This window comes from Paenibacillus sp. FSL K6-4396 (genome assembly GCF_038002525.1).
GTDB classification, from domain to species: domain Bacteria; phylum Bacillota; class Bacilli; order Paenibacillales; family Paenibacillaceae; genus Paenibacillus; species Paenibacillus amylolyticus_B.
This window is the reverse complement of sequence record NZ_JBBOCR010000001.1, coordinates 3096190-3121160: the sequence shown is the minus strand read 5'-3', so window position 1 is coordinate 3121160 and position 24971 is coordinate 3096190. Positions and strand designations below refer to the sequence as shown.

The window sequence follows — 24971 nt, the reverse complement described above, 5'->3', positions numbered from 1 at the left end:
GTCAAACCATAGATCATCTTCACATAAATATGAGATAAATGTCATATACATCTCCTATTTACATGATATAGTCTAGCTCCTGTGATATTAAATATGCATCCGTTTTCGGAAAATAAAAAAGCGAGCATAACGGTAATTCAATCATTCCGATATCTCGCCCTTATAAAATATGAGAATTTCAAACTGTGTTGTCTTCCATATTGAAAATTAATTCAATTTATTCACCCTGAAGTCCGCTAAGCGGATCTTTTAAATTATTAATGTTGGTGATCAGTTCAGGAATGCCTGTCTTCTCCCAATTTTCTGCCGTAAAACCTTGCTCAGCAATTGTATTCTCGAAATTGTCCACAACTTCTGTTAATTGCGTATTGTAGCTGACCAGATTTTCATGAATGCTCTCTCCTATTGCAGGAGCAGCCAGCTGAGAAAATTCGCTTGCTTCTGCTTGGATCAGATCAATTTTCTCCTGAATCTGCGTTGTTATCTCCGGATTATTCACCGCGCCCGATGCAAGCTCTTGCAGATCAGCCCCGGCGTTTGATACCTGTTCTATATAATCAGTAGCCCCACTCACATAATTTATACTTTGATTGGCTTGTTCCACGACAGAACAGGCTGAAATCAGCAGAATACTTGATGCAATAAGGCCTGTCATCATTAATGTGTGCTTTCTTTTTCTTATAAACATGATCATCTCCCCTTCTCCTAATCGGAATCCTTGTTCCAAGTCCATGATACCTGTTCAGACTGCTGCATTGCAAATGGGTCTGCAGCCAGCGTTATTAACATGTATAATAGTAAAATCACACGGTAAAGGGATGTCATGATTATGCTTCAAGCCTTGAACCAACGCTTGAACCGCATCATGCCACTGATTACCCCAATCAGTATTATTATTGGCGTGTTATGCGGGAGTTTTCTTTCTTCTTATACCTTTTTATCCCCTTGGCTTTTTGCGTTCATGACGTTCGCTGGAAGTATCAGTCTTGGGATACGGGATTTTGTGAACGTGCTTAAGAAGCCGTTCCCCTTGTTTGTATGTCTGTTTATTTTGCATTTGGCGATGCCTCTAATTGCTCTCGGTATGGGTCATCTGGTTTTCCCTACAGATGCGTACACCATAACAGGACTTGTTCTGGCAGCCGTGATTCCGACAGGAATAAGCAGCTTCATCTGGGTCAGCATCTATCGGGGCAATATCGCACTTACGCTTTCCATCATCCTGATTGATACAATGCTTGCTCCTTTCGTAGTGCCCGGGGTGTTATCCCTGTTAATCGGAACCAGTGTCACACTGGACACAGCAGCCATGATGAGCAGTCTATTCTGGATGATTGTAGTGCCATCCCTGCTCGGTATGTTGCTGAATGAGTGGACCAAAGGCGCCATTGTCCCGGTCTGGGGACCAAGGTTGAATCCATTATCCAAATTGTTCATGGCGTCTGTCGTTGCAATTAACGGATCTGTTGTTGCACCTTATTTGGCCGATTTCAACTGGAAGTTGGCTGGTCTTGCGGTCATCATTATTTTCCTGGCATCATTCGGTTATGCACTAAGTTACTTTATTGCTCGATTGTTGGGCTGGAATGAGGCAGACCAGGTCGCTCTTGTGTTCAATGGAGGCATGCGTAATATCAGCGCAGGTGCAGTACTCGCTGTATCGTATTTTCCACCACCTGTTGCCGTCCCTGTCGTGCTCGGCATGGTATTCCAACAGATGCTCGCTTCCCTGACAGGTTACCTGCTCGGTCGTCGCTCGCAGCTTCTGCAAAAGTCAGATAAGACATCTGCAGCTTAACAACATATTGGAATGTAAAAAACGCCGACATGATTGTCGGCGTTTTGCATTGGATTGCTTTTATTACTAATATCGCTACGATACTGCTCCGCTTCGTAAATCTAGTCATTCGTTTCTGTTTTTACAAATCCACTTTCATCTTACCTAGCATCTGGGCAACTTTAGGGTCGTCAATCTTCATGAATAGACTTTCCTTGGTATCCAGCGTGGCAATGGTTGCGATCTCTTCCGGACTCAGTACAAAATTGAAAATATCAAAGTTCTCAATAAGCCGCTCTTTGCGTACCGATTTGGGAATAATCACGATGTCTTGTTGCACAAGCCAGCGGAGTACAACCTGGGCGATGGATTTGTTATGTCTCTCGGCAATGGAAGCCAGCACTTCGTTGCTAAATAAATTGTTGCGACCTTCCGCAAACGGTGACCATGACTGGTGTTGTATGCCCTGTTCTTTCATAAAAGCAGCACTGTCGACCTGCTGTTGAAACGGATGTGTTTCGATCTGATTGATGGCAGGCACAATTTCATTATGAACAATAAGGTCCATCAGACGGTCTGGCAGGAAGTTGCTGACGCCAATTGCCTTGATCTTGCCCTCGCGGTACAGTTCTTCCATCGCACGCCAAGCGCCGTAGTAGTCACCAAAAGGCATATGAATGAGGTACATATCCAGATAATCGAGCTGCAGCTTACTTAGCGATTTGGCAAACGCCAGCTTGGTACTTTCATATCCGGCATCCTGAATCCATAGCTTGGTCGTGATAAACAGTTCTTCCCGCGGTATGCCACTGCGCTTGATCGCGCGTCCAACTGCTTCTTCGTTCAGGTATCCGGCGGCCGTATCAATTAAGCGGTAACCTGCCTTCAATGCTTCATATACCGTGTTCTCGCATTCATCGACATCAGGAACCTGGTAGACACCAACGCCGATGATCGGCATTTTCACTCCATTATTTAAAGTTACAGTTTGCATATTAACGCCTCCTAAGGTCATATTGTGAATCGCAAGTCTTCACGTATTGCTGAAATTCAGCAAAAAAAGCAGTTGTTCCACTTCCGTCCGACTTGCGTTACAATAACCCTAGCTCCTTCGTGTTACACGAAGTCAAGCGGTCTCCAATATATTTTTTACGAGGAGGATTACATATGTATACGGTTCAGGATGCTGCCCAGCTTACGGGACTCACAGAGCACGCGGTACGCTTTTACACGGATAAAGGTTTGGTTCCAAGCATTCAACGCAATAAAAATAACATTCGGGTGTTTGATGAGGAATCCATCAACTGGCTGCACGGCGTCAAATGCCTTAAACAGACAGGCTTACCGATTGAAAACATTAAAACATACGTCGATCTCTGTCTTGAAGGAGATTCAACCGTTGCACAACGATTCGCACTTATGATGGAGTACAAGGAAGCAGCGCTGATTCAGCTTGAAGAAGCCAAGAGCCGTGTTGCTCATTTGGAAGAGAAAGCACGTCAATATCAGGCCATTTTGGAGCAACACATCCCGGATATGACCAATCCTATTAATTGGGAAACCAAACGCGACGAAGAAGGTAGCTGTCCCGCTTCTCGGCTAAAGAGTCGTATTCTTCCTGAAACCGAAGCTTCGAGTCAGTGCCCAGCAGCTGCGCAGTAAATAACGCTGACAATCCTGTCGGCGTTTCTCACTTTACATATTTCATACCACTCCATGACTCCACTCCGTTTTCCGGATATAGTCCACAAAAAAAACCATCAACAAGTGATGGTTTTTCATTCTTTGCAGAAATCTGTTGCTGTTCATGATTCTTTGATGCTTATTTCGGTTGAATGTATCCTTCGGCTTTGAGCAATTCAGCGATCAGAACCGCACCACCTGCCGCTCCGCGGAGCGTGTTGTGGGACAATCCAACGAATTTGTAATCATAGAGTGAATCTTCGCGCAGTCGGCCAGTCGATACACCCATTCCGCGTTCGATGTCACGATCCAGTTTTGTCTGTGGTCTGTTCTCTTCTTCAAAATACGTAATGAACTGTTTTGGTGCACTTGGCAGAGCCAGTTCCTGCGGACGACCTTTGAACTGCAACCAACGCTCCAGAATTTCGTCTTTGCTTGGTTTTTTCTCAAAGTTTACAAACACGGTAGCCAGATGCCCATCCGTTACCGGCACACGAATACATTGTGTTGTAATTAATGGAGCAGAAGCTTTGACGATCTGATTGTTCTCGATGCTACCCCAGATCCGGAGTGGTTCCTGCTCACTCTTCTCTTCCTCGCCACCGATGTATGGAATGACATTATCGAGCATATCCGGCCAGTCCGTAAAGTTTTTACCTGCTCCCGAGATGGCTTGATACGTGGAAGCTACGACCTGAGTCGGATTGAACTCACGCAAGGCGTGCAGCGCTGGCACATAGCTCTGAATGGAGCAGTTTGGTTTTACGGCAATGAATCCGGTTTTCGTACCAAGACGTTTGCGTTGAGCTTCGATTACGTCCAGATGTCCCGGGTTAATCTCAGGGATTACCATGGGTACATCTGCTGTCCAGCGGTGAGCCGAGTTGTTGGATACGACAGGTGTTCCTGTTTTGGCATAAGCCTCTTCGAGCGCTTGAATCTCATTCTTTTTCATATCAACCGCGCAGAAAATAAAATCAACCTGGCTGGCAAAAGCTTCGACCTGGGAAGCATCCTGAACCACGATTTTCTTCACAGCTTCCGGAATAGGAACTGCGAGTTTCCATCTGCCTTGTACGGATTCTTCATATGTTTTACCTGCCGAATTGGCGCTTGCAGAAATAGCTGTTACTTCAAACCATGGATGTTGATCGAGCAGGTCCACAAAACGCTGCCCTACCATTCCCGTTCCTCCGACGATACCAACTTTCAATTTTGCTGACATTCAATCATCATTTCCTTTCGGTTTAAGTGATTCTTCTCATTGATCCATTTCATAACTCACAAAAAACGTATTATGAAATGGACTTCCTAATTAACACTATTCAGGCAATTCCAAAGCGTGTAGTCACAGCCCCGAAAAAACCAAAAAATCCCATCCCCAAGACAATAGTCTCAGGGACGAGATTGAATTCTCGTGGTACCACCCAGATTCGCCAATATGTCACCATATCCGCCTCTTCAAGTAAAGGTATACAACCATATTGCAAGCTGTAGACCATCCATACTCTAGCTCTGTAACAGGAGCGCCTGTCACACCATCCCTTAATGCTAAGTTCCGATGTGCTGCTCTGAGTCTTTATTCAATAAAAAGTTCTTTACTCCTTTTCAGCTACCGGAGCTCTCTTTGAAAGAATGATTTTTATCTACTCGTCTCTTCGTCGCATTTGATATTGCGATTATAATATCAAAATTACCGTGATGAAGTAAACACATTTTTTTGGATATTGAAATTTACACGTTAATTTCTTACTGTTTTTTTGGCAACAATTGCATACGTACCCAGTGGGCTCCCAGGCCCCGAGGCTCGATGTGTTCTGAGTAATTTCAGTTCGGAAAGAAGAAGTGTTTTTACTTTGTCAGGAATCGGAAGCAGTTTCAGTTCCACAGGTGCTTCTGCCAGTGTCATTTCAGTTTCCCACCGACCGTCTTGCAGCTCAGGAGAATGGATTGAAGCCTCTTCCTTGATCGTCCAGCCTGCCGAAGTGACAAGTTCTTGTATATCCTCCGGTGTAAAAAGCGTACGCACATTGGAGAAGCTGTTCTCCTTGTAACATTCGACCTGGGACTGAATGAGAACAGATAACCAGTGAGAGAGCTGGCTCACATCTGTAACGCGTGCATCCCATTCGGCAAAACATAACTGATGTCCCCATATCCTGACCTTGCTAAGAATCCGGGCGAGTTCGTCAAACGATTTCAAGTACCAGGAACAATGGGAAAGTACAATCACATCATACTCATTCTCGGCAAATTGGGCTTGATCACTTAAAATGTCAAAATCATAATCCATTCGAATTCGATCACCCAGCGGAGAACTCCGCAACTTGGCTGCCGCTTCGCCTACGGTCAGCGGTGAACCATAATCCTCTGGAGCAATATCTACACCATGAACGTACCCATGCTCCCCCACCAGATGTGCAAGCACGGCCGTTGTATCTCCCTGACCACACCCGATTTCCAGAACACGGCTTCCTTCCTTGATTCCCCAAAAGAGTCCCAGTTTCATCCGATGCTCAGTCTGAATGTACTGAATGGCGGCGTTGTCCTCCACGTCCATATACTTAATAAGGTCCCTGATGATAGATTCATTCATGATTCCTCACTCCTCAAAGAGCAACTTGAACTACTTGCTCATTGTAGCGTTACTGGAAAAATTGTACAATGCTGGATTCTATGAAAGAACCATGTACGAAGGAGAGGCTCTCTTGTACCAGCAGATGTGGACCTCTGCTACAAATTAATTCCTATGCCCACTGGGTTGCAAGCTTTTGAAGATAGGGTGTCAGCATGGGCTGTAATTCCTTGCGCATCAATCCGATCTCCAAGATCGCCTGAATATATCCGAATTGATCGCCAATATCGTAGCGACGTCCCTCCAGTTCAAGGGCCAACAGTTCCTCCACTTGACTCACTACTTTCAGGGCATCCGTTAACTGATATTCCCCTCCAGCCCCTCTCTTGATCTGATCCAAAATGGGAAAGATGGAGGGTTTCAGAATGTATCGTCCCATTACAGCTGTTCGGGATGGGGCTTCTGCAAGGGAAGGTTTTTCAACCAAATTAGTGACTCGATGAACCCGGTCCTCTGCACCGTTGGAATCAATGATGCCATATTTGCTCACATTTGCCGTGTCTACCTGACGGACACCTATAATCTGATTACCTGTCTTTTCATAGAGATGAACCATCTGGGCAAGTGCAGGCGGATCAGACACCATAATGTCATCACCGAGCAGTACTGCGAAGGCATCATCTCCTACAAACTGCCGTGCACACCCAATGGCATGCCCCAGACCCAGTGGTTCTTTTTGACGAATAAAATGAATATTGGCCATCTCGCTGATCGCTTGCACCTCTTCCAACAAAGACTGTTTGCCCTTGGCGTATAACGAATGTTCAAGTTCAACTGATTTATCAAAATGATCCTCTATGGATTTTTTGTTGCGTCCGGTCACAATGAGGATATTCTCAATGCCTGATTGCACTGCTTCTTCAACAATGTATTGGATAGCTGGTTTGTCTACAATCGGTAACATCTCTTTGGGCTGTGCTTTGGTCGCTGGCAGGAACCGAGTTCCGAGACCCGCTGCCGGAATAACTGCTTTTTTAATTCGCATTTCATCACACACTCCTTTCATATGCTTCGTATAACTAATATTTCATACTGCGCGCAGCTAAGTTGCTATACGAAACACCCAATATCTACTAGCAATATAGTTCAGGACCATTCCCATCAATGTCGCCAGGATCTTGCTCATCACGAGACTCCAACCCAACATATCGTGCAAAGTCATCAGAATGAGGGCAGATAACGCGAGAACGACGAGATTGGTGATTAGAAAACGAATAAGTTTGGCTCTATCCCCGTCCCCTCGCGCCGCATCTCGAAAAGTCCACCTGCCATTCAGCCAATAACTGTTCGCAACACCGCAGCTGTACGAGATTACCTGGGCAATCAGAACCGGCACACCGACCACTGCGAGTAAAGCAAACACCAACGCATCCACTACCGTATTCGCAACACCTACAATACCAAACTTGAAGATTGTTACCAGACGCTTAGTCATGATGAGCAACTCGGGCTGTCAATCGGGATTGCGCTTGCTGACTCTCGGCCTGAACCACATCTCTTACAATGTATAGTGGACGTGCCTTGGTCTCATCATAGATTCGGCCAACGTACTCGCCCAGAATACCCAGCATGATCAGGATGAATCCGTTAAACATCAGCATGATACTCACAATGGATGGCCATCCCTTAATCGTTGAATCCGTAAATATGGCCGAAAGAATAACCGTTAACATATAGATGAATCCGCCAACCGACAGGATCGCACCTACATAACCTGCAAGTTTGAGCGGTTTATACGAAAATGAAGTAATGCCGTCCAGGCTCAGCTTCAGCATGCGTTTCAGCGGATATTTTGTTTCGCCTGCCAGACGTTCATCACGTTCATATTCAATAGCCGTCTGACGAAATCCGACCCAACTGACCAACCCGCGCACAAATCGGTTTTTCTCCGGAAGACGTTTCATCTCATCACATACTTTGCGGTCAATCAGGCGAAAATCTCCGGTGTCCACTGGGATATCCGTATCCGTTGAGGCACGAAGTACACGATAGAACAGACTTGCCGACCATTTCTTGAAGCGAGTTTCTCCACTTCGTCTGGTGCGACGGGCATATACGACTTCATAACCCTCTTTCCATTTGGCGATCATATCCAGTATCAGTTCGGGAGGGTCCTGCAGATCCGCATCAATAATAACCACCGCATCCCCCACTGCGTAATCCATACCCGCTGTTATCGCAATCTGATGTCCGAAGTTACGAGTAAAATCAATCAGCTTCACACTCTCGTCCCAACGGGCGTAATCACGGATCATCTGTGCACTTCGATCCACGCTGCCATCATTGACAAACAACAGTTCATAGCTCTCTCCTGTGCTGCCCATAACCTTCTTCAGACGCCGATAAGTCTCCTCGATCACCGCTTCCTCGTTATACATGGGAATAATAATGCTGTATCGGTACGCTTGAGCCATGTTCGTCCCCTCCCTTTTCCAATGGACTTCGTTCGAGATTTTCACTCTATATAAATTGAACTAGAGAATATTTACACTGCACACTTCGATGACAGAACAACCTTCCAATCGCTGTTATCCCCAGATTTTTTGATTCCCTTTCTAAAGGGAAAATCCGGTGATAGCGTATGCTTCCGATGTAGCTTTCTTGCAGAAAGCTTGTAGGCGAACGCTTCGCTTTTTCAGTTTTTTTCTGTCCTCTCCGTTATTGTGTAAATGACAAGTTCAATTTATATAGCTACAATTTCACTTCGTACAAGGTGGTCTGTCCGCTAAATCCAAAGCCAGCTCTGTTTCCGGTGTCTCCGTTATCCATAGATCCGCTGTCGGTGCCTGTCTTCCATTCTGAAGTTGGAATCTCGGTTCCATGCTCTTTGATCCAATCGGTAATTTCTGAGTTTCCTCCGCGACCACCCATGCCACCAACCATGAAGTATTTCACTTGCCCGCTCTTGACGAGTTGCTCAAGTTCCTCTGTTGTGTACACCGGGTCTGATCCGGAAAAACCGCCAAGCGTGATCACTGCTTCTTTCTCATCGATGATATAAGGTGCTGCCTGATTATAGTCCGTAGTGGCGAAGAGATACGTTTCGCCTGTATTGTGCTCTTTCAGATAATTCAGTGTGGCTGTATCCAATCCTTCGTTACGGTTGCCCATTCCGCCACGGCCGCCCATTGAAGGCATTTCTGTATCTCCTGCACCGTTACCCATCGGCATGCCCATTCCGGCTCCACCAAACATGCTATTGGAACCCGTGGGTCCTGCTGCCGGAATCATACTGTTACCACCATAAGTAATTGGGGTGAATGCCCAATAGATCGGACCGATCAGCATGACCATGAATCCCGCGATAATGAAGCCCTGTTTCCATCGTTGTGTACGATGTAGCATAACGACCAGGATGACCGTAACCAGAATGCCTGCGATTAATTCACTAATCGACCAGCCTGCACCAATCGTATCGTTATACACCTGCATGATATACCAGCCGAACAGCGTCGTAAGCAGTACGGACACCGGAAGCAACCAAGCTTGCCATCCGGTGCGATCACGATATAATTTCCACATCGCTACAAACCCTGCGCCAGTCAGTGCAGCAAGTGGAGGTGCAAGCATAATCAGATAATATTGATGGAAAAAACCTGCCACACTGAAAAAGGCAGCAACGGGAAGCAGCCAAGCCAGCCAGAACAAGGCCTCCTTGTGCTTGCTGGTTATATTTCTCCGTCTTAATCCTGCAAATATGGCAATGCACCCAAGCAATACAACTGGCATAAGCCAGCTGGCTTGACCTGACAGTTCAGTCTGGAACAGACGCAGAGGACCTTTCTCCCCCGTACCAAACATGCCTCCGCCACCATTACCGCCAAAATTTCTTCCATTTGGCATTTCCATATCATTTGGCATCTGCCCATTCGGGAAATTGCCATTCGGCCTATTCATGCCGCCCATGGCGTTCAAGCCGTTCGAACCATTCATATTATCGTTATCCGGTGCATCGACATCTTGCCCAGCCTCAGTAACACCACTGCCTGTCTGATTAGGAGATGAGGTCGAATCCCCTCGATTGCCACGATTATTTCCCTGTCCGATCCCATTTGGCTTACCGGCGTTACCTGCGGTATTCTGCTGACCCGTTAGGCGAGCCAGACCATTGTATCCAAAGGCGAGTTCCATGACCGAGTTCGTTTCACTACTGCCGATATAAGGTCTTTGGTCTTCAGGGATAGAATCCACTGTGACTGCCCAGGATAAGGAAACGACCGCCAGAACTGCTGTGCTGCCGATCATCAGGATGATCTTCCTTCTCCATTTCGCCTGAAATGCAAGCAGATAGAACAAATAAAAAGCCGGGAGAATCATGTAGGCTTGAAGCATTTTCATATTAAAGGCTATGCCTATTAACCCAAAGGCAACCAGAATGCGCCAAGCACTGCCTTGTTTGCTGCCTTTGAACAAAAACCATGAACCCAGCAGTAGTGTAAACACCAGCATGCTGTCAATATTATTGGTCCGGCTGACTGCCGCCACGACAGGCACAGTCGCCATTGCAAGCGCCGAGATCCGTGCTGCTGCAAGACCGTATGTAGGTTTCACCATGAAATAGATCAGGAGCACCGAACCGATTCCCGCTAATACCTGTGGCAAAATAACACTCCATCCGTGCAATCCGAAGACATAGGCAAAAGCCGTCTGAATCCAGAAGACCACAGGTGGTTTATCTACAGTGACGGAGCCTGCCGAGTCTAGTGAAGCATAGAAAAAGTTGTGGAAGTTGCTGAGCATACTACCAACGGCAGTCGTATAGTAGGAATTGGCATATTGATCGTTCCAGATACCGTATCCATTCAGAAACGCCGCCAGTAATACAATTGGCAGAAGGACAAAATCCATCCTTCTTTTGGTGTTATTCAATGTTAATCACTCCTTCAAAGTTCTTCATGTCTACTATTCTGACATGCCAAAATAAAACTGGGATGAGTGTCCGCTGAATGTTGTCTGAGGATAATTCATAATCCTTTCAGCTAAATTTCAGTTTGGCAAGCGATAATACAACATATAGTCCCTCTCACTTGAGGGAGAACTAAGATGGAAGCAAGCAAGGAGGAACCCTGCATTATGAAGCTTAGCAGCGGAATTAAAATACTATTGGCTGATGATGAACCACATATTTTGCAATTTCTGGAGCTTGGATTAAGCAATGAAGGCTTCGATGTGCGTACGGCACCGGATGGAGCGGCTGCGCTTGAGTTGGCTCTTGAATTCAGGCCACATATGGCTATTCTGGATGTCATGATGCCAGAGATGGATGGATTCGAAGTGGTCGAGCGACTTCGTAAGACTGGAACTCAGGTTGGCGTTATTATGCTGACAGCGAAGGACGAAGTCGAAAATCGGGTTAAGGGCCTTTGGCTAGGTGCTGATGATTACATGATCAAACCCTTTGCCTTCGACGAGCTGCTCGCTCGGATTCAGGCCAGACTGCGCAATCAATTTCCTTTATTAATAGGAGCCGTCACCCATGGTCCCTTCCGAATTGATGATCAGCGCAAAGAAATCACTTATCAGAATCAGGTCCTGGAGCTTTCTCCTACCGAATACGAACTGTTAAAATTTATTGTGCTTAATCATGGGATCGTACTTAGCAAAGCAACCATTTTGAGCCGGGTATGGGGGTATGATTTTGGCGGAGAAGAAAATATTGTGGAGGTATATGTTCGCTCCTTGCGCGACAAACTCGGGGACAAAGAGCATAAACTCATACGCACGCTTCGGGGTGTTGGGTACAGGGTGGACCTCTGATGAACTCACTGCCTAAGAAAAATAAACTTCATTTAAGACGTCTTCACCAATGGATCTGGCCCCGTTCACTGCGTTCTCAATTGCTCTCACGTTCTCTGTTCGTGCTTGCTGGGCTACTATTGTTAATCGGTATCCTGCAATTCTGGATCATGGAAAGCTTTCTGTATCGAAATCAGGCAAAAACCATGCAAGAACAGCTCATGTCCATGCCCCCGGTTTGGCTTGGAATCCAGTCACGTAGTGGCTCTTCCAACAATCCTTTTGGAGGACAGGCAGGTAACGGATCTGGCAATCGGGTGCTATTTATTCCGGACCGTTCACTGGCCCTGTTTGATAATCAAGGTACGTTCGAGGATGTTTTTGGGGAAGACGGTCTGAAAGCTCCTCATCTATCAAGCGTTGAATATCAAGACATTACAGCGGAGTTGAAAGAACAAAAACATATTCCCTACCGGATCGTAACGGATAGCCAAGGGAATGAGCAATTGATTGTATTCGCCTCACCAGGTCCACGCAATCGGGGCTTACCCATGGTCCAGATGGGCACAGCTACGAAGCCACTAAAAGACTTGATTATTAAACAGCTTCTGATCTTTCTGATGTTATCACTGTTGGCCATGGTAGCCGGTCTTATTTTATACACCAAGGTACTGCGCCGGACGCTGGTTCCACTATCCAACATGGTGAATAAAGTTCAGCAGATCGATGCAGGCAGCCTCGCAGAACGCCTTCCCGTCGTTCAGGGACAAGAGGAAGTGGATCAGCTCGCCGTTTCATTTAATGGGATGCTTGAAAGGTTGGAGAACTCGTTTGAAGCGGAGCGGGAATCGAAAGAGCAGATGCAGCGTTTCTTGTCCGATGCTTCCCATGAGCTTCGTACCCCGCTTACCTCCATTCACGGCTTCATTGAAGTTCTACAGCGGGGTGCAGCGACCAATCAGGATCAATTGTATAAAGCATTGGACAGCATGCACGGCGAATCGGTACGTATTAACAAGCTGGTTGAAGATTTACTGCTCCTGACCAAGCTGGATCAGGCTCCAAAGCAGGAACTGGAGGTCATTCAGCTGGACAGTCTGCTGCTCGAAATGCAACCACAACTTGCCATGATGGCACAGTTGAGGTCCATTCATCTGGACTTGACGGCTGCGGTCCATATACTGGCTGACCCTTATAAGCTGAAGCAGGTTGTGCTGAATCTGTTCCATAATGCGGTGCAGCACACCGATCCAGAGCATGGAGCCATCTCCATTACGTTTTATGCCACGCACCATAAGGCTGAATTGTCAGTAAAGGATAACGGCACAGGCATTGAACCTGCACATCTGCCCCATATCTTTGAGCGATTTTACCGCACAAGCAGTTCTCGTTCTCGCAAACAAGGTGGTGCAGGTCTCGGTCTAGCCATTACCCGCTCAATTGTGGAGTCGTATGGTGGGAAAATTACAGTACGAAGTCAGGTAGGCTCGGGAACTGAATTTATGATCTTGATGCCTCTGTATAAGGCTGATGTCTACTGAGCGTAGATTCTACGTAAGCTATAAGTTGGCTATAAACAGCTCTACGTAAGATCTACTTGAACATTACGCATGCTCCTGGTCCAGCTCACCAAACGCTGCTTTTCTTCCAGTTTAATTCAGGCTCTTCATTGCATGAAGAATCCCCCTTTCATTTCGTTTGAGAACTGAAGGGGGGATTCTTTTTTGTATCTGATTAGTATAGTGGTAGCCTAATTTTTACAGGCTGACGAATCTGAGGCGTCTTATTCAAGCATTTGAAGCTTATAAGTGCTTTTCATAAAATACCATTGTCATTTTGTCGTTAATTGCTTTTGTTGCACCCGTTTTTTTGTAGCCTATCTTTTCATACAAATAACAGTTCCCTTTCTCTTGTAAGATGGTACCCAAATTCCATGACTTTGCATCATCATATATCTGCTCAACCATTGTTAAGACTTTTTGAGCAATTCCTTTTCCTTGATGTTCTGGCAGTATAAAAATTGGGCTAACACTGTAGATTTGATTTTCTTTTTTCACGACTCTTATTCCACCAACAGCAATTTCAAAATGATGAATTATGAAATAATCTGTAAAAGATTGATTGATTTGAGTGATTATTCTTTCTACGGTTTCATTAGCGGGGCTTGTTTCAGAATCCTGATATTTTTCCAACAAAGGCATAAATGCTTTGACTTTCATCTCATGAATATTCACTGCATCTTTTAAATCTGCTTTATATAATGAAACCCCCATTAAATATATACCTCCGATTGATACGCTGGTTAGAAATATGATTTTATAGTACGTGCTCTGTTACCTTGGTACAAGAAAGATGTTCGTCTACGTTTGGTGTTTGTTTCATTTACAACAAATAAACAAGTTACAACTAACATATTTTTCTTATTCGACGTTATATTCTCATATTCCTTGCTACCTAAATAACGAAACCACGCCAATAGCTTCATCTAATTTTCCGCATCATCCAAGGGACGAGATCAGTCAGAATGGACCTCAAACTTTTAGACCCTCATCCCCATCATCTTATGGATTACCAAGGGTATACGCCATTCTCATCAAGGAACTCCCCATTATGGCGTTTACCATCTGTCGCATAACGCACGATAATCGCAGCGCCGGCTTCTTTTGATTTACCGCCTTCGGCATTGCCGTTAAGATCTGTTGAAGTGAATCCGGGCGTGACCGCAAAGACTTGAGCTCTGCTGTTTTTGACTTCATAGGCCATGGAAAGTGTCATGGCACTGTTTGCCGTTTTGGATGAGTTATAGTCGAAGGCATTTAAAGTAAATTCCGCATTTTGCATATGGTCCAGAGAAGCCATGTCGGTCGATACATTAATAATTGTACCTTCATTATCTTTGATTAACGGGAACAAGCGCTGATTCAAACGGAACGTGCCGAAAAAGTTCACTTCGAAGGCGTTCCGCAGGTCTTCCTCTTTTGTATCCGTGAAGGAATGAGAGAACGCACCAGGCATACCCGCGTTATTGATCAGAAGGTTTATTGAGGGATAAGTCTTATGAATCGTATCGGCTGCCTGCTCAATGCTCTTCAAGTCGATCATATCAATCTGTACAAATTCTACATCTAATCCCCTGGAAGTTAACTCCGAAACAGCTGCTTCCCCTCGTTCGACACTGCGTGCGCCGAGGATAACTTTCCAACCTGCTTCACCCAACTGCTTTACGATCTCATATCCAATCCCTTTATTTGCTCCAGTTACAAAAACAGTCTTTTTCATGCGAATCCTTCTTTCCCTAATATGATTTTTATTTAACAATGTATAAGTTACTATGCTACACTTAGTGTAGGTCAAATTATTTTTATAAAAAGAGGGATTAACATGTTAACGATTGGAGAAGTAGCGAAAAAAGTTGAGATTTCAATTGGAGCGATCCGCTTTTATGAAAGAAAGGGATTGCTGAAACCTGCTGCACGAAATGAGCAGAATAACCGCCTTTATTTGGAGGATGATCTGAACTGGCTGGTTTTTATCAAATGCCTTCGTGAAACCGGGATGAGTGTGGAAGACATCAAAAAGTATTATGATCAGGTCAATGAAGGAACCTCCACGCTGAAGGAGAGAACCAAGCTGATTGAGGATCAAAAGCAAAAGTTGCTGAATGATATCGAGGAGAAAAAAGCGCAGCTTGTTCATTTGGATAACAAACTGGAGCGCTATTATCGAGGAGAAAATTTTTAAAATAATCTTGTCCTATAAATTAAATGAAAGAAAAAGATCAGGCAGCCAGCAATAACTGTCTAACCTGATCTGAAGTGTTTAACCTATAGCGATTTTAAAGAGGATAAAAAAGTTCAATCAAAAAAGACCTTCGCGCTTACACAGTTGATAATGGATATAGGGTTCATCCTCGATCTCGATCAAATTTAACCGTTCAAAATCACATTTCTGTATGACCTTGTTGGATGCTTGATTGGTAGTCAAAGCGATGGCATTTAATATTTCAACGTTTGTATGTTCAAATAAATAATCCGTCATTCCTTTTACTGCCTGCGTTGTATAGCCACGATTCCTGAAGTGTTTCGAAATACCGTACATAATCTCCCGATTGGGTGCTGGCAGTTCCTCCTTGATCCCTGAGCAGCACCATCCTATGAACTCATCATTTTCTTTAAGTACGATAGCCATACGTAAATATAGCTCTCCGATATCCCCTCCCGCCATAACAGCTTGTTTAAAATGCTGATTCTCAGGGATTTCATATTCGGTGAGCCACAGGGTCCTGTCTTCAATCGTAGCGTTCCATCCCGGTAGGAATTCATACACCTCAGGTTGCCACGTAATTTCTTGCAGTTTCTCTAAGTCCTCAAGTCGATACTCACGCAAATAAATATCCTTGCAGTCGATGATTAACTCATCGGTTAGTATGGGTTGGTTCATAGTTCCTCCTACTACACATTTAATTACCCCTTATTAGCCTTTACTTCAAACAAGCCCCTCTTTTTCCATAAACTCGTCTTTGGTTAATCCAAAGAGGATCATATCCTGGTATTTTCCATCCATATAGATCACCTGACGACGGACACCTTCCTGAACACATCCAAGTTTTCTCATCATGGCTGCAGAAGGTTCATTTCCTTCGAGTACAGAATCATTAAATTTGTTGAGCCTGCGCTCGAAGAAGGCATACTTCAACAAGATTCGAACGGCTCTGGTTCCGTATCCTTTTCCTCGATGATCCCTATCAATTTGAATACCAATGCTAAAGGTACCGTTCCTTTCATCAATGCTATTCAGATTCACACCTCCGACATTTTCACCATCCATATTTACAATTGTAAACATGATCCGTCCTTTGGCTAAAGAAAAATCAGAGAAGTTATCCGTGAAATTCTTCGCTTCAACATGGGTTGGCGGTAACTCTACTGCACACTCCAATAACCGACGGGCAGGTGTATCAAAGCGGTTATAATAATGATCCTCCCAATCTTCCTCACGCAAAGCACGTAGTCTGACCTTATCATCCTGCCAGAAATATTGACTATAATCGATCTCTCTCATCCCAAGTCCCCCCGCATATTTAACCAGATTTTTACTTCGAGCTACAAACATAATAACCCATAATGTGGAATTGGAGGAGATTTGTTTTCATTAAATACAACGAAAAATAACCCCCGAACAGGACAAAACCTGTCGGAGGCTATACTCTAATTTATCTCAAATTGTCATTACGATTCTTCCGGGTATTGAGGTTTGGACACGTTATCCGGAACCGTTTCGTCAAAAATATCCTGACCTGGATAATCCCTTACTTCTCCCTCGTGAAGTTCATGATTTTCATAATCAAAACGATGTGCAGACCTTTGATCCACCCGCCACGGAGAACTTTTCCCGAGAGACTCGGATAACAGAGATGAACCGTAAGGACCCTCCGGGAATTCTTCAAGAGTGATATCGTTTCGCTGCGACTCCACCGTAGACACATCGGTATATTCTTGCCGTTCTTCACGCAAAAACTTATCTTTCATCGTTTATCCCTCCTGATCCACTTCAGATGATCAACGTCCACTTATTGTGAGCGAGGACAAACGCATTTATGCATGATCTTTGGAAAACACTGCGTTTAGGTTTCGATCCATTACCGGATCCATCACGATCATTATCGCCATCACAATTGGCGAATCCATATTAATAGTACAAAAACAATGAGGCCAGCGAGGCTAATCCAGGTATCACGTTTGGACCATACTAATAACGATGAACGTCCTCCGAGCATAGAGTGCTCTCTAACTTTACGCATTTCCATCGCAATGGTCATATCCTCTGCACGTTGGAACAGTGCCATTAACAAGGGAATCACCATCGGACCCAGGTCACGAATTCGAACGGTATTTGGTCTTAAAGCTGCCTTTCCACGTGCCCGTACGATCAGTGAGAATCGCTGCCACTCACTCCAGATCATCGGGATAAACCGAAAGATTAACGAAACAGCTAGAGCGAACGAAGCTACGGGCAACCTGATCTTTTTACCGATACCGAGTACCCAGTTAAGCCCTTCTACCATTCGCCCATAAGGCGTCGTCAGTGAAAACCATAGACTTGCCAACGTGACGATAAACAAACGATACACATTCAGCAAAGTGCCCTCCGCCTGCATCAGGGAAAAGCCAAAGTGCAGACCTCCTCCCTCTGTTGAAAGGGTTGTCCCAGATAACGCCGTTGATATGATGAAAAAGAATAACAGTGGCTTCATTAATTTCATACATCCAGCCAAAGTCTGACGCGGGAGCACGGCAAGTGCTGCTATTACCGGCACCAGTGTTAACGTCAATCCCAACCAGCGCTGTTGAAGCATCGCAGCAGTGACCAGCAAGATATACAGAATCCATTTCAGACGCGGGTCCATGACGCCATATAATCCGCCTGAATGAGTCCATGTGTTCGGAAGAAGCTTTGGATCATCTTCCGTTTTAATGGACGACAGCATCAGTGCTTCTTTTTCATACTTCATTGAATCGTTCTTGACTTCCTTCGCTACCGTCCATGATGCTTCTATCGATTCGTTTTGAATCTGTACTTCAACTAGCTTGGACTGAACAATACATTCAGCCATCTCTTCTGGCGTCATCGCGGTCAAAGGCAGCTCAAGACCCGCTGCTCTAAACTGCTGTGCCAGTCTCATCGATGGCGGCAGTCCGATCCCTGTCTGCTCCAGCAGTTCAGGCCTTTTGTGAAGTTCTCTCGGCGTAAGATCGGCGATTAAACGGCCTTCCTGCAACAGCAATACTCGATCCGCACAAGGCAAAAATGTATCCAGATCATGGGTTGCTACCACGCCCCCACCACCTGCCAGACGATGTTGCTCCAATACATCCAGCAAAAGCCCGACACTTTGCGCTTCCAACCCTGCGCTTGGCTCATCCAGCAGAAGCCAGTGTGGATTGGTCACACTTCCGAGAGCAAGACCTAACCTGCGCTTCTCTCCCCCACTTAGAGCAAATGGTGACCTGTCCAGATGAAAACGTCGGTCCAACTCTGAGGACACTGGCGGGTCCCATTGCTTCAGTGCTTTTATGATCTGCTCTTGTTGATGTTTCTCTGAAAGTCGATAGGGACGCAGAGAATATGTGAATTCACGCTGAATACTTCGGGCAAACAGTTGTTGTTCCGGAAATTGAAACAGTAGTCCCATTTGCAATAAAATCGACTGCGGCACTTTTCCTTCTTTCCAGAAAGGTGTGCCATCCAATGTGATACTTCCTGCATCGGGCGGTCTCAGACCAGCCAACGTCTGTAGTAAAGTTGTTTTTCCTGAACCCGTACAGCCCAGCAGCAAGGTGATTTCCCCACTGTTCAACTGGACACTCACATCTTCAAGCAGTGCACGTTTGCTCGATTCCGATGCTTCTATACGTATACTGGTTAGCTCGATCTCCAACGTGCGACCTCCTTAGCCAGTTGCTCAGGTCGCAGTGGCATGGCTTCTGGCATCATACCTTTTTGCTTGAGCAATAACGCAGTTTTTACAGTAAAAGGAGGATCCAACCCTAACCGTTCACAGGGGGATAGCTGTACATTTTCCCGTGTAGCCTTCTCATTCAGCTCTGTTTCATAGAAAAAGGACTCCGGCTCCCCGTTGTACACACAACGTCCCCTCTCCATAGCAATGATTCGATGACACAGGGTTGCTTCCTCCAGATGGTGTGTAATCCAGATCACCGTTGTCCCTCGCTGGGTAATTTTCTGAACGATGGACTCGATACGGTCTCTTGCTCCGGGATCAAGCATGGCTGTTGGCTCATCCAGAATCAATATATCCGGTTTGGCTGCGAGCGCTACAGCAATATTAAGCAGTTGTTTCTGTCCACCGGATAATTGTGAGACAGCCTTCTCCGGGGGATATTGAAGTCCTACAGTATGTAATGCATCCTGCCTGCGCTCCAATTGCTCTTCTACAGAATCCATCAATGGTGACAGTGCAAAATGAAACTCCTCTTCAATCGTATCGCCTAGTACCTGTGCATCCGGTTGCTGCAATACACCCCGAACGGTAAGTTCATCCGAGATATCCCGTACCCCTCCAGATAGTGGAATGAATCCAATCAGTAGTCCAGCGAGTGTGCTTTTTCCACTGCCATTCGCCCCTACAATACTAATCCATTCTCCTTGGTGCAGCATAAGTGAGACCCCATCCAGCGCTTTCCTCACCTGACCACCTTCGGAAGCATAATGCACCCGAACATCTTCTAATGTAATTATAGGCAGGTTGCCTTGCATCGTAAATTAGTCCTTTCCCTTTCTATTTTTATGTGGTACGATCCTAATCGTCAACCACATTTATATTATTGGTTAACAATCATATTACCAAAATGGAGAGGATTGTTCAAACATGAAATTATCTTTGCGAGGTATTGTATTCAGCGCACTTATGGCCGCATTTTTAGTACTTTTTGGTTACATAAGCATTCCCATTGGCTTCTCCCCTGTACCGATAACATTACAAACCTTGGCTGTCATGCTGGCCGGAGGATTACTTGGTCCACTATATGGTTTCCTAAGCGTTACCATGGTTGTTCTGCTCACCGCTCTTGGTTTCCCCTTGCTGCACGGGACCGGAGGACTTGCGGTACTTCTTGGACCTACCGGAGGATATGTGATGATGTGGCCGATCTCCGCTTTATTAATTGGACTGTTGCTTGCACGAATCAATATCAAAGGTGTCACAGGATTCATTCTCGCTTTTGTTGTATTTGAACTATTTGGTTCACTGCTCGTGTATGTATCGGGTGTCCCTTGGCTTGCTTATGCTTACAAAATGGACCTACCTGAGGCCATGATTCAAGGGTTTTATCCTTACATTATTGGGGATCTGATTAAAGCTGTATTTGCTGCCATCATCATTGCGCCCGTGCGCATGGTTTTCCCACCTCAACGTCTCACAGGTAACATGCATTCAGCGGTTGTAAAAGCGGAGTCTTAATAGAAGCTACATAAGGCATCCGATCTGCCTATCTTGAAAACGACAAAACCGCCAAAATCACTTTGGCGGTTTCGTTACTTCTCATCCCCTATAAATTTATATTCTATATAAATTGAAATAAACATTTACACGAAACGGAGAGGACAGAAAGAGCCTGAAGAAGCGAAGCGTTCGCCTTTATCCCCGGATTTACTCCTTTATAAAAGGAATCAAAATAATCTGGGGATAACAGCGATCGGAAGGTTGTTCTGTCATCGTAGTGTCCAGTGTAAATATTCTTTAGTTCAGCTTATATATTCACCTGAATTAATTGACGCTCTATAATCTGAAATTGTTGATCCGCTGTATTTTCAATAAACCTCTGATCATGAGATACATACAGAATCGTTCCTTCATAGGCCTTGATAAAATGCTCCAACGCCTCCAATGCATGCATATCAAGAAAATTCGTCGGCTCATCCAACAATAGAATGTTATATTGGCCCAGAAACAAGTGACATAATTGAAGACGAATCGCTTCTCCTCCACTTAATGTCCCAACATTCTTCAGCAAGTCATTACCTGTAAACTGCATCGCATGCAACGCACTTCTGAGCTCTGATTCCTCATATTGCGAACGATTTTTCAGGAATTGTAAGACGGTCTCTTTTGTCGTGAAACGATAGCTCATTTGCTGAAAATAACCGAGCTTTGCTTTTGGAGACATCGTGATGTGATCTCCAGCATGGAAAACATGGTTAAGCAATGTGCTTTTCCCGCTGCCATTGGCTCCGGTTATCGCTATTTTTTGTTTTAATGGAATTTGAAAACTTACATCCTCCAACAATATGTGACCTTCCACCTCAAGTGTAAGGCGATCAGCCATAATTGGAAATCGGTTGTGCAGCTCCAATGTCTTCGGCTGACGGAAGATCATTGGCCGAACCTGCTGTACCGCATTCACCTCTTGAAGTTGTTGCATCCGCTGTTCAATCGCTTTGGCTGCGCGGTGCACCGCTTTTTGACTGGTGCCTTTGGATTTGGTTTCAAACATACGGTTTGTTTTTGCCTTGGATTCTTTTTTGGACATGCTTCCGGCCTGCGTTATTTTCTCGGCTTTCTTCATCTTTTCCCGAGCGGCCAGCTCCAATCGTCTTTTCTCCTTGGAAAACTGTTCATGGGCCTGGTTTTGCTGTTCAAGCTCCAGCCTCTTCTGAGCCTGATAATCGCTATAGTTGCCGGAATATACGCGAACCTCACCTTGATGGATTTCCCAGATCGTGGTCACCAGTTCATCCAGAACCGCACGATCATGACTGATCAGCACAAGCGCCCCATAGTAATAACGCAATTCATCCAGTAAAAATGTAATGCCCTCTTGATCCAGATGTGTTGTTGGTTCATCCAGTAACAGTACTTCATGATAATGAGTGAACATTTGAGCCAGTTTTAGACGGGTCTGTTCTCCGCCGCTCCATGGTTGATCGTGTTGAGGTATGGCTAATTTACTGAGTAAAGCCCCATCAACTTCAATACTTTCGTTAGACTGGGGTGGTTCCACTTGTTCCAAATAACCAAACTCTGCAAAACGTTTTACCTTTCCGGCTGTTGGCTGGATCTGCCCCGTAATGAGTTTCAATAGTGTACTTTTACCCTGACCATTACCACCTACTACACCAATGCGATCCAGTTGATGCACAGCCAGTCGCTCAATGTTCAGTATTACTTTATCCATATAGGTCATCTCAACCTGTTCTAATTCAAAACATATCTTTTCCATATTCGCTACCTCCGAAATAAGATTTATTTCGTATCGATAGCGAAGAACACTTCTATCGATACGAGCTTATCGTGCCAGCTCGTATCAATAGAATAGCAACGTCATCATAGCGGTGTACCTCCTGTAGTCTCTATTGAGCGCCTTTACCTAAATTATTTACATGATTAAGTTAATTAGAAGAAAAAACAAAGAATCACAGGCCACAGCCTGTGATTCAACGTAAACGGGAACGCGAGTAAAACACTTATTTTAAGGTCAGGATGATTGAAAATGACAGACTGATCCCGTTTACTCTGAACCAATGGTCAGAGCCTTTGAACGTATTCAATTAACGATTCAAAGGGAGGAAACGCAGTCTCATCGCATGTGTCATGTTCAATAATCCACCTTTCATTATCATGTATAGATGTACAATCCTAATTATAATTTTCCAATTCCACCATGTCAACGGAACGATGAAAACACTTCACCATCAGATTAATACATCAATCTACTTTTATTCCTGTCCCTTTCCGCTATTCAACTTCAATAGAAGCTCCTGGCTATGAACCTGACCTGTAGCCTGTGGAATTACATCCTCGTAGTTGGCTGAGTTGGTTACAATAATAGGTGTCACCGTATGAAAACCAGCAGCCTTAATCTGTGCAATATCGAACTCAAGCAACAGATCTCCCGCTTGGACCCGATCGCCTTCCTTGATATGGGAAACAAAATGCTGCCCATCCAATTTAACGGTATCAACTCCCACATGAACCAATATTTCAGCACCAGTGTCTGACACTACAGCCAAAGCATGTTTTTTCTTGAATGCAACGGTAACTGTACCGTCAAAAGGCGCTACAACTCTGCCCACAGCTGGCTCAATCGCAATACCTTTACCCATGGCTCCCGATGCAAAGGCCGGATCCGGAACTTCCGATAATTCAACAATTGTTCCTTCGATTGGGCTAAATACAATTTCGTCCGAAGCATTCGCTGCACGAACAGGTTGCTCGGCAGATGCAGCAGGTTCGGTTTTTGTTTCTTCTTCTACCGGATCTTTAAAGCCCATAATGTACGTGAGTACAGCCGAAACAACAAAGGATACTACGATACCCAGAATCAATCCTGGGAAACCTTGTCCACCTGGTCCGTAGAAGATTGGCAAGGTCAGCAACCCTGGTGCACCGGATGCAAATGCCAATGTACCCGCTTGACCAATGATAGCTCCACCAACTGCACCACCGATAACTCCTGCAATGAATGGACGTTTCAGTGGTAATGTTACCCCATAGATGGCCGGTTCCGTAATACCGAACAAAGCCGTCAACGTGGATGATCCCGCCAGCGTTTTCAGTTTTTTGTTCTTGGTTTTCAACATAACCCCAAAAGCAGCACCCGTTTGGGCAAAGATTGAAGCTGTCGCAGCGGGTTTTACGCCATCCTGTCCATACACTGCAACGTTATTGATAAATACCGGAATAAGACCCCAGTGTATTCCGAAGATCACGAGCAGCTGCCAGCTTGCACCCATAACGGCTCCAGCGAGCAATGGACTGAATCCAAATGCGGCAACGAGCCCGGCTGCAATTGCATTACCAACGTACACACCAAATGGTCCGAATACCAACAGTGTCAGCGGTACCATAATCACTAACAAAAACAATGGTGTAACAAAGTTTTTCACACTATCGTGAAGTGTCTTATTAAAGAACTTCTCCAACTTGCTCATGACAATGACAGCTAAAATGATAGGAATAACCGTTGATGAATAGTTCATCAGAATGACAGGGATACCGAAGAAATCCGTTGGTGTTCCCTCTGCTTTCAACGTGACGATGGATGGATAGATAAGTGCCCCTGCAATCGTCATCGCGACAAACATATTTCCCTGGAATTTACGTGCTGTTGTAACCGCTAACAACAGAGGCAGGAAGTAGAAGAGACTATCTGCTGCTGCATACAGGATCGTATAAGTTGTTTCTGTCGTTTCCAGCCATCCGATATTACTTGCAATCAACAATAACCCTTTTAGAATACCGGCTCCCGCCATAACTCCCAGAAGTGGAGCAAAGATGCTGGAAATGATATCAATGATACCGCCAATCCCCTTGGCTTTTTTGCCCGGTTTTTCTTTGTTTGACGAATCATCCAGAATGTTGCTGATCTGTCCAATGGCACTATAGACTTCAGGCACCTTGTTACCAACAACTACCTGGAACTGTCCTCCATTTTCTTTGACTGCGATGATGCCTTCTGTTTTCTCCAGTTTGGCTTTGTCTGCCTTGGCATCGTCCTTCAATACAAACCGTAATCGTGTTGCACAATGAACCAGCGATTCCACATTTTTCTCACCGCCGACCAGTTCTACAATCTCTTTGGCCAGTTTCTCTTGACTCATGATCTGCACCCCCACTTTTTC

23 protein-coding genes and 1 other annotated feature are annotated in these 24971 nt (G+C 45.1%); of the genes, 6 read left to right on the top strand and 17 right to left on the bottom strand.

Going from position 1 to position 24971, the window contains the following annotated elements; all coding sequences use genetic code 11:
• Positions 1-217: 217 nt before the first annotated feature.
• Positions 218-688, bottom strand: coding sequence for a DUF6376 family protein (locus tag MHB85_RS13640; RefSeq protein WP_143786521.1), 471 nt, complete (start codon positions 686-688; stop codon positions 218-220).
• Between the two features lie 141 nt (positions 689-829).
• Here MHB85_RS13640 and MHB85_RS13635 point away from each other — a divergent pair, with 141 nt between their 5' ends.
• Positions 830-1798 (top strand): bile acid:sodium symporter family protein, encoded by a 969-nt coding sequence (locus MHB85_RS13635; RefSeq protein WP_074094894.1) that lies wholly within the window; start codon positions 830-832, stop codon positions 1796-1798.
• 121 nt (positions 1799-1919) lie between these two features.
• On the opposite strand, the gene MHB85_RS13630 is transcribed toward MHB85_RS13635, so the two are convergent.
• Positions 1920-2771: an aldo/keto reductase gene (locus MHB85_RS13630; protein WP_192131803.1), complete on the bottom strand. Its 852-nt coding sequence runs from the start codon at positions 2769-2771 to the stop codon at positions 1920-1922.
• Between the two features lie 173 nt (positions 2772-2944).
• Between MHB85_RS13630 and MHB85_RS13625 the strand changes: the two genes are divergently transcribed.
• Positions 2945-3439: a MerR family transcriptional regulator gene (locus MHB85_RS13625; protein WP_192131805.1), complete on the top strand. Its 495-nt coding sequence runs from the start codon at positions 2945-2947 to the stop codon at positions 3437-3439.
• Between the two features lie 160 nt (positions 3440-3599).
• On the opposite strand, the gene asd is transcribed toward MHB85_RS13625, so the two are convergent.
• From asd to MHB85_RS13595, 6 genes are all read right to left on the bottom strand, one after another.
• Positions 3600-4685, bottom strand: a complete 1086-nt coding sequence (asd, locus tag MHB85_RS13620; protein WP_074094892.1) for an aspartate-semialdehyde dehydrogenase — start codon at positions 4683-4685, stop codon at positions 3600-3602.
• A gap of 169 nt (positions 4686-4854) precedes the next feature.
• Positions 4855-5131, bottom strand: a binding site (T-box leader).
• A gap of 70 nt (positions 5132-5201) precedes the next feature.
• Positions 5202-6056 (bottom strand): class I SAM-dependent methyltransferase, encoded by an 855-nt coding sequence (locus tag MHB85_RS13615; protein WP_192131807.1) that lies wholly within the window; start codon positions 6054-6056, stop codon positions 5202-5204.
• A 151-nt stretch (positions 6057-6207) separates the two neighbouring features.
• Positions 6208-7080 carry a UTP--glucose-1-phosphate uridylyltransferase GalU gene (gene galU / locus MHB85_RS13610; RefSeq protein WP_192131808.1) on the bottom strand — a complete coding sequence of 291 codons (873 nt, stop codon included), beginning with the start codon at positions 7078-7080 and terminating at the stop codon, positions 6208-6210.
• Between the two features lie 57 nt (positions 7081-7137).
• Positions 7138-7530 carry a GtrA family protein gene (locus tag MHB85_RS13605; RefSeq protein ID WP_192131811.1) on the bottom strand — a complete coding sequence of 131 codons (393 nt, stop codon included), beginning with the start codon at positions 7528-7530 and terminating at the stop codon, positions 7138-7140.
• A complete protein-coding gene (locus tag MHB85_RS13600; RefSeq protein ID WP_192131813.1) occupies positions 7523-8509 on the bottom strand; it encodes a glycosyltransferase family 2 protein in 987 nt (328 codons plus the stop codon). Before MHB85_RS13600 ends, MHB85_RS13605 begins: the two co-directional genes overlap by 8 nt.
• Before the next feature lie 277 nt (positions 8510-8786).
• Positions 8787-10943, bottom strand: a complete 2157-nt coding sequence (locus tag MHB85_RS13595) for an ArnT family glycosyltransferase (RefSeq protein WP_244660923.1) — start codon at positions 10941-10943, stop codon at positions 8787-8789.
• A gap of 225 nt (positions 10944-11168) precedes the next feature.
• On the opposite strand from MHB85_RS13595, the gene MHB85_RS13590 reads away from it, so the two are divergent.
• Together MHB85_RS13590 and MHB85_RS13585 are read left to right on the top strand one after the other, a co-directional pair.
• Positions 11169-11852 (top strand): response regulator transcription factor, encoded by a 684-nt coding sequence (locus MHB85_RS13590; RefSeq protein ID WP_091017711.1) that lies wholly within the window; start codon positions 11169-11171, stop codon positions 11850-11852.
• The gene (locus MHB85_RS13585; RefSeq protein WP_192131817.1) at positions 11852-13372 is read left to right on the top strand and encodes a sensor histidine kinase; all 1521 of its coding nucleotides are present in this window, start codon (positions 11852-11854) and stop codon (positions 13370-13372) included. The genes MHB85_RS13590 and MHB85_RS13585 overlap by 1 nt, the downstream gene beginning before the upstream one ends.
• Before the next feature lie 261 nt (positions 13373-13633).
• On the opposite strand, the gene MHB85_RS13580 is transcribed toward MHB85_RS13585, so the two are convergent.
• Positions 13634-14104, bottom strand: coding sequence for a GNAT family N-acetyltransferase (locus MHB85_RS13580; protein WP_192131819.1), 471 nt, complete (start codon positions 14102-14104; stop codon positions 13634-13636).
• A gap of 295 nt (positions 14105-14399) precedes the next feature.
• Positions 14400-15110, bottom strand: coding sequence for an SDR family NAD(P)-dependent oxidoreductase (locus tag MHB85_RS13575; protein ID WP_192131821.1), 711 nt, complete (start codon positions 15108-15110; stop codon positions 14400-14402).
• A 102-nt stretch (positions 15111-15212) separates the two neighbouring features.
• Here MHB85_RS13575 and MHB85_RS13570 point away from each other — a divergent pair, with 102 nt between their 5' ends.
• On the top strand, positions 15213-15572 hold the full coding sequence (locus MHB85_RS13570; RefSeq protein WP_091016682.1) for a MerR family transcriptional regulator: 360 nt from the start codon (positions 15213-15215) through the stop codon (positions 15570-15572).
• A gap of 117 nt (positions 15573-15689) precedes the next feature.
• Here MHB85_RS13570 and MHB85_RS13565 read toward each other — a convergent pair whose 3' ends face one another.
• From MHB85_RS13565 to MHB85_RS13545, 5 genes are all read right to left on the bottom strand, one after another.
• Complete coding sequence (locus MHB85_RS13565; protein ID WP_091016684.1) at positions 15690-16271, bottom strand: GNAT family N-acetyltransferase; 582 nt, start codon at positions 16269-16271, stop codon at positions 15690-15692.
• A 45-nt stretch (positions 16272-16316) separates the two neighbouring features.
• On the bottom strand, positions 16317-16892 hold the full coding sequence (locus tag MHB85_RS13560) for a GNAT family N-acetyltransferase (RefSeq protein WP_091016686.1): 576 nt from the start codon (positions 16890-16892) through the stop codon (positions 16317-16319).
• Between the two features lie 167 nt (positions 16893-17059).
• Entirely contained in the window at positions 17060-17359 is a 300-nt protein-coding gene (locus MHB85_RS13555; protein WP_091016688.1) for a hypothetical protein, read from the bottom strand.
• A gap of 140 nt (positions 17360-17499) precedes the next feature.
• On the bottom strand, positions 17500-19269 hold the full coding sequence (locus MHB85_RS13550) for an ATP-binding cassette domain-containing protein (protein ID WP_091016690.1): 1770 nt from the start codon (positions 19267-19269) through the stop codon (positions 17500-17502).
• Positions 19254-20108: an ATP-binding cassette domain-containing protein gene (locus tag MHB85_RS13545; protein WP_091016692.1), complete on the bottom strand. Its 855-nt coding sequence runs from the start codon at positions 20106-20108 to the stop codon at positions 19254-19256. The genes MHB85_RS13550 and MHB85_RS13545 overlap by 16 nt, the downstream gene beginning before the upstream one ends.
• Before the next feature lie 112 nt (positions 20109-20220).
• Here MHB85_RS13545 and MHB85_RS13540 point away from each other — a divergent pair, with 112 nt between their 5' ends.
• Positions 20221-20811, top strand: coding sequence for a biotin transporter BioY (locus MHB85_RS13540; RefSeq protein ID WP_091016693.1), 591 nt, complete (start codon positions 20221-20223; stop codon positions 20809-20811).
• Positions 20812-21100: 289 nt separating this feature from the next.
• Here MHB85_RS13540 and MHB85_RS13535 read toward each other — a convergent pair whose 3' ends face one another.
• Both MHB85_RS13535 and MHB85_RS13530 read right to left on the bottom strand, forming a co-directional pair.
• On the bottom strand, positions 21101-22570 hold the full coding sequence (locus MHB85_RS13535) for an Msr family ABC-F type ribosomal protection protein (protein ID WP_091016695.1): 1470 nt from the start codon (positions 22568-22570) through the stop codon (positions 21101-21103).
• A 496-nt stretch (positions 22571-23066) separates the two neighbouring features.
• The gene (locus tag MHB85_RS13530) at positions 23067-24950 is read right to left on the bottom strand and encodes a beta-glucoside-specific PTS transporter subunit IIABC (RefSeq protein ID WP_091016697.1); all 1884 of its coding nucleotides are present in this window, start codon (positions 24948-24950) and stop codon (positions 23067-23069) included.
• Positions 24951-24971: the final 21 nt, after the last annotated feature.

Bases quoted from the DNA above. Each gene is read 5' to 3' on its own strand.
- MHB85_RS13640 (WP_143786521.1), bottom strand. From the start codon at position 688: ATGTTTATAAGAAAAAGAAAGCACACATTAATGATGACAGGCCTTATT.
- MHB85_RS13635 (WP_074094894.1), top strand. From the start codon at position 830: ATGCTTCAAGCCTTGAACCAACGCTTGAACCGCATCATGCCACTGATT.
- MHB85_RS13630 (WP_192131803.1), bottom strand. From the start codon at position 2,771: ATGCAAACTGTAACTTTAAATAATGGAGTGAAAATGCCGATCATCGGC.
- MHB85_RS13625 (WP_192131805.1), top strand. From the start codon at position 2,945: ATGTATACGGTTCAGGATGCTGCCCAGCTTACGGGACTCACAGAGCAC.
- asd (WP_074094892.1), bottom strand. From the start codon at position 4,685: ATGTCAGCAAAATTGAAAGTTGGTATCGTCGGAGGAACGGGAATGGTA.
- MHB85_RS13615 (WP_192131807.1), bottom strand. From the start codon at position 6,056: ATGAATGAATCTATCATCAGGGACCTTATTAAGTATATGGACGTGGAG.
- galU (WP_192131808.1), bottom strand. From the start codon at position 7,080: ATGCGAATTAAAAAAGCAGTTATTCCGGCAGCGGGTCTCGGAACTCGG.
- MHB85_RS13605 (WP_192131811.1), bottom strand. From the start codon at position 7,530: ATGACTAAGCGTCTGGTAACAATCTTCAAGTTTGGTATTGTAGGTGTT.
- MHB85_RS13600 (WP_192131813.1), bottom strand. From the start codon at position 8,509: ATGGCTCAAGCGTACCGATACAGCATTATTATTCCCATGTATAACGAG.
- MHB85_RS13595 (WP_244660923.1), bottom strand. From the start codon at position 10,943: ATGGATTTTGTCCTTCTGCCAATTGTATTACTGGCGGCGTTTCTGAAT.
- MHB85_RS13590 (WP_091017711.1), top strand. From the start codon at position 11,169: ATGAAGCTTAGCAGCGGAATTAAAATACTATTGGCTGATGATGAACCA.
- MHB85_RS13585 (WP_192131817.1), top strand. From the start codon at position 11,852: ATGAACTCACTGCCTAAGAAAAATAAACTTCATTTAAGACGTCTTCAC.
- MHB85_RS13580 (WP_192131819.1), bottom strand. From the start codon at position 14,104: ATGGGGGTTTCATTATATAAAGCAGATTTAAAAGATGCAGTGAATATT.
- MHB85_RS13575 (WP_192131821.1), bottom strand. From the start codon at position 15,110: ATGAAAAAGACTGTTTTTGTAACTGGAGCAAATAAAGGGATTGGATAT.
- MHB85_RS13570 (WP_091016682.1), top strand. From the start codon at position 15,213: ATGTTAACGATTGGAGAAGTAGCGAAAAAAGTTGAGATTTCAATTGGA.
- MHB85_RS13565 (WP_091016684.1), bottom strand. From the start codon at position 16,271: ATGAACCAACCCATACTAACCGATGAGTTAATCATCGACTGCAAGGAT.
- MHB85_RS13560 (WP_091016686.1), bottom strand. From the start codon at position 16,892: ATGAGAGAGATCGATTATAGTCAATATTTCTGGCAGGATGATAAGGTC.
- MHB85_RS13555 (WP_091016688.1), bottom strand. From the start codon at position 17,359: ATGAAAGATAAGTTTTTGCGTGAAGAACGGCAAGAATATACCGATGTG.
- MHB85_RS13545 (WP_091016692.1), bottom strand. From the start codon at position 20,108: ATGCAAGGCAACCTGCCTATAATTACATTAGAAGATGTTCGGGTGCAT.
- MHB85_RS13540 (WP_091016693.1), top strand. From the start codon at position 20,221: ATGAAATTATCTTTGCGAGGTATTGTATTCAGCGCACTTATGGCCGCA.
- MHB85_RS13535 (WP_091016695.1), bottom strand. From the start codon at position 22,570: ATGGAAAAGATATGTTTTGAATTAGAACAGGTTGAGATGACCTATATG.
- MHB85_RS13530 (WP_091016697.1), bottom strand. From the start codon at position 24,950: ATGAGTCAAGAGAAACTGGCCAAAGAGATTGTAGAACTGGTCGGCGGT.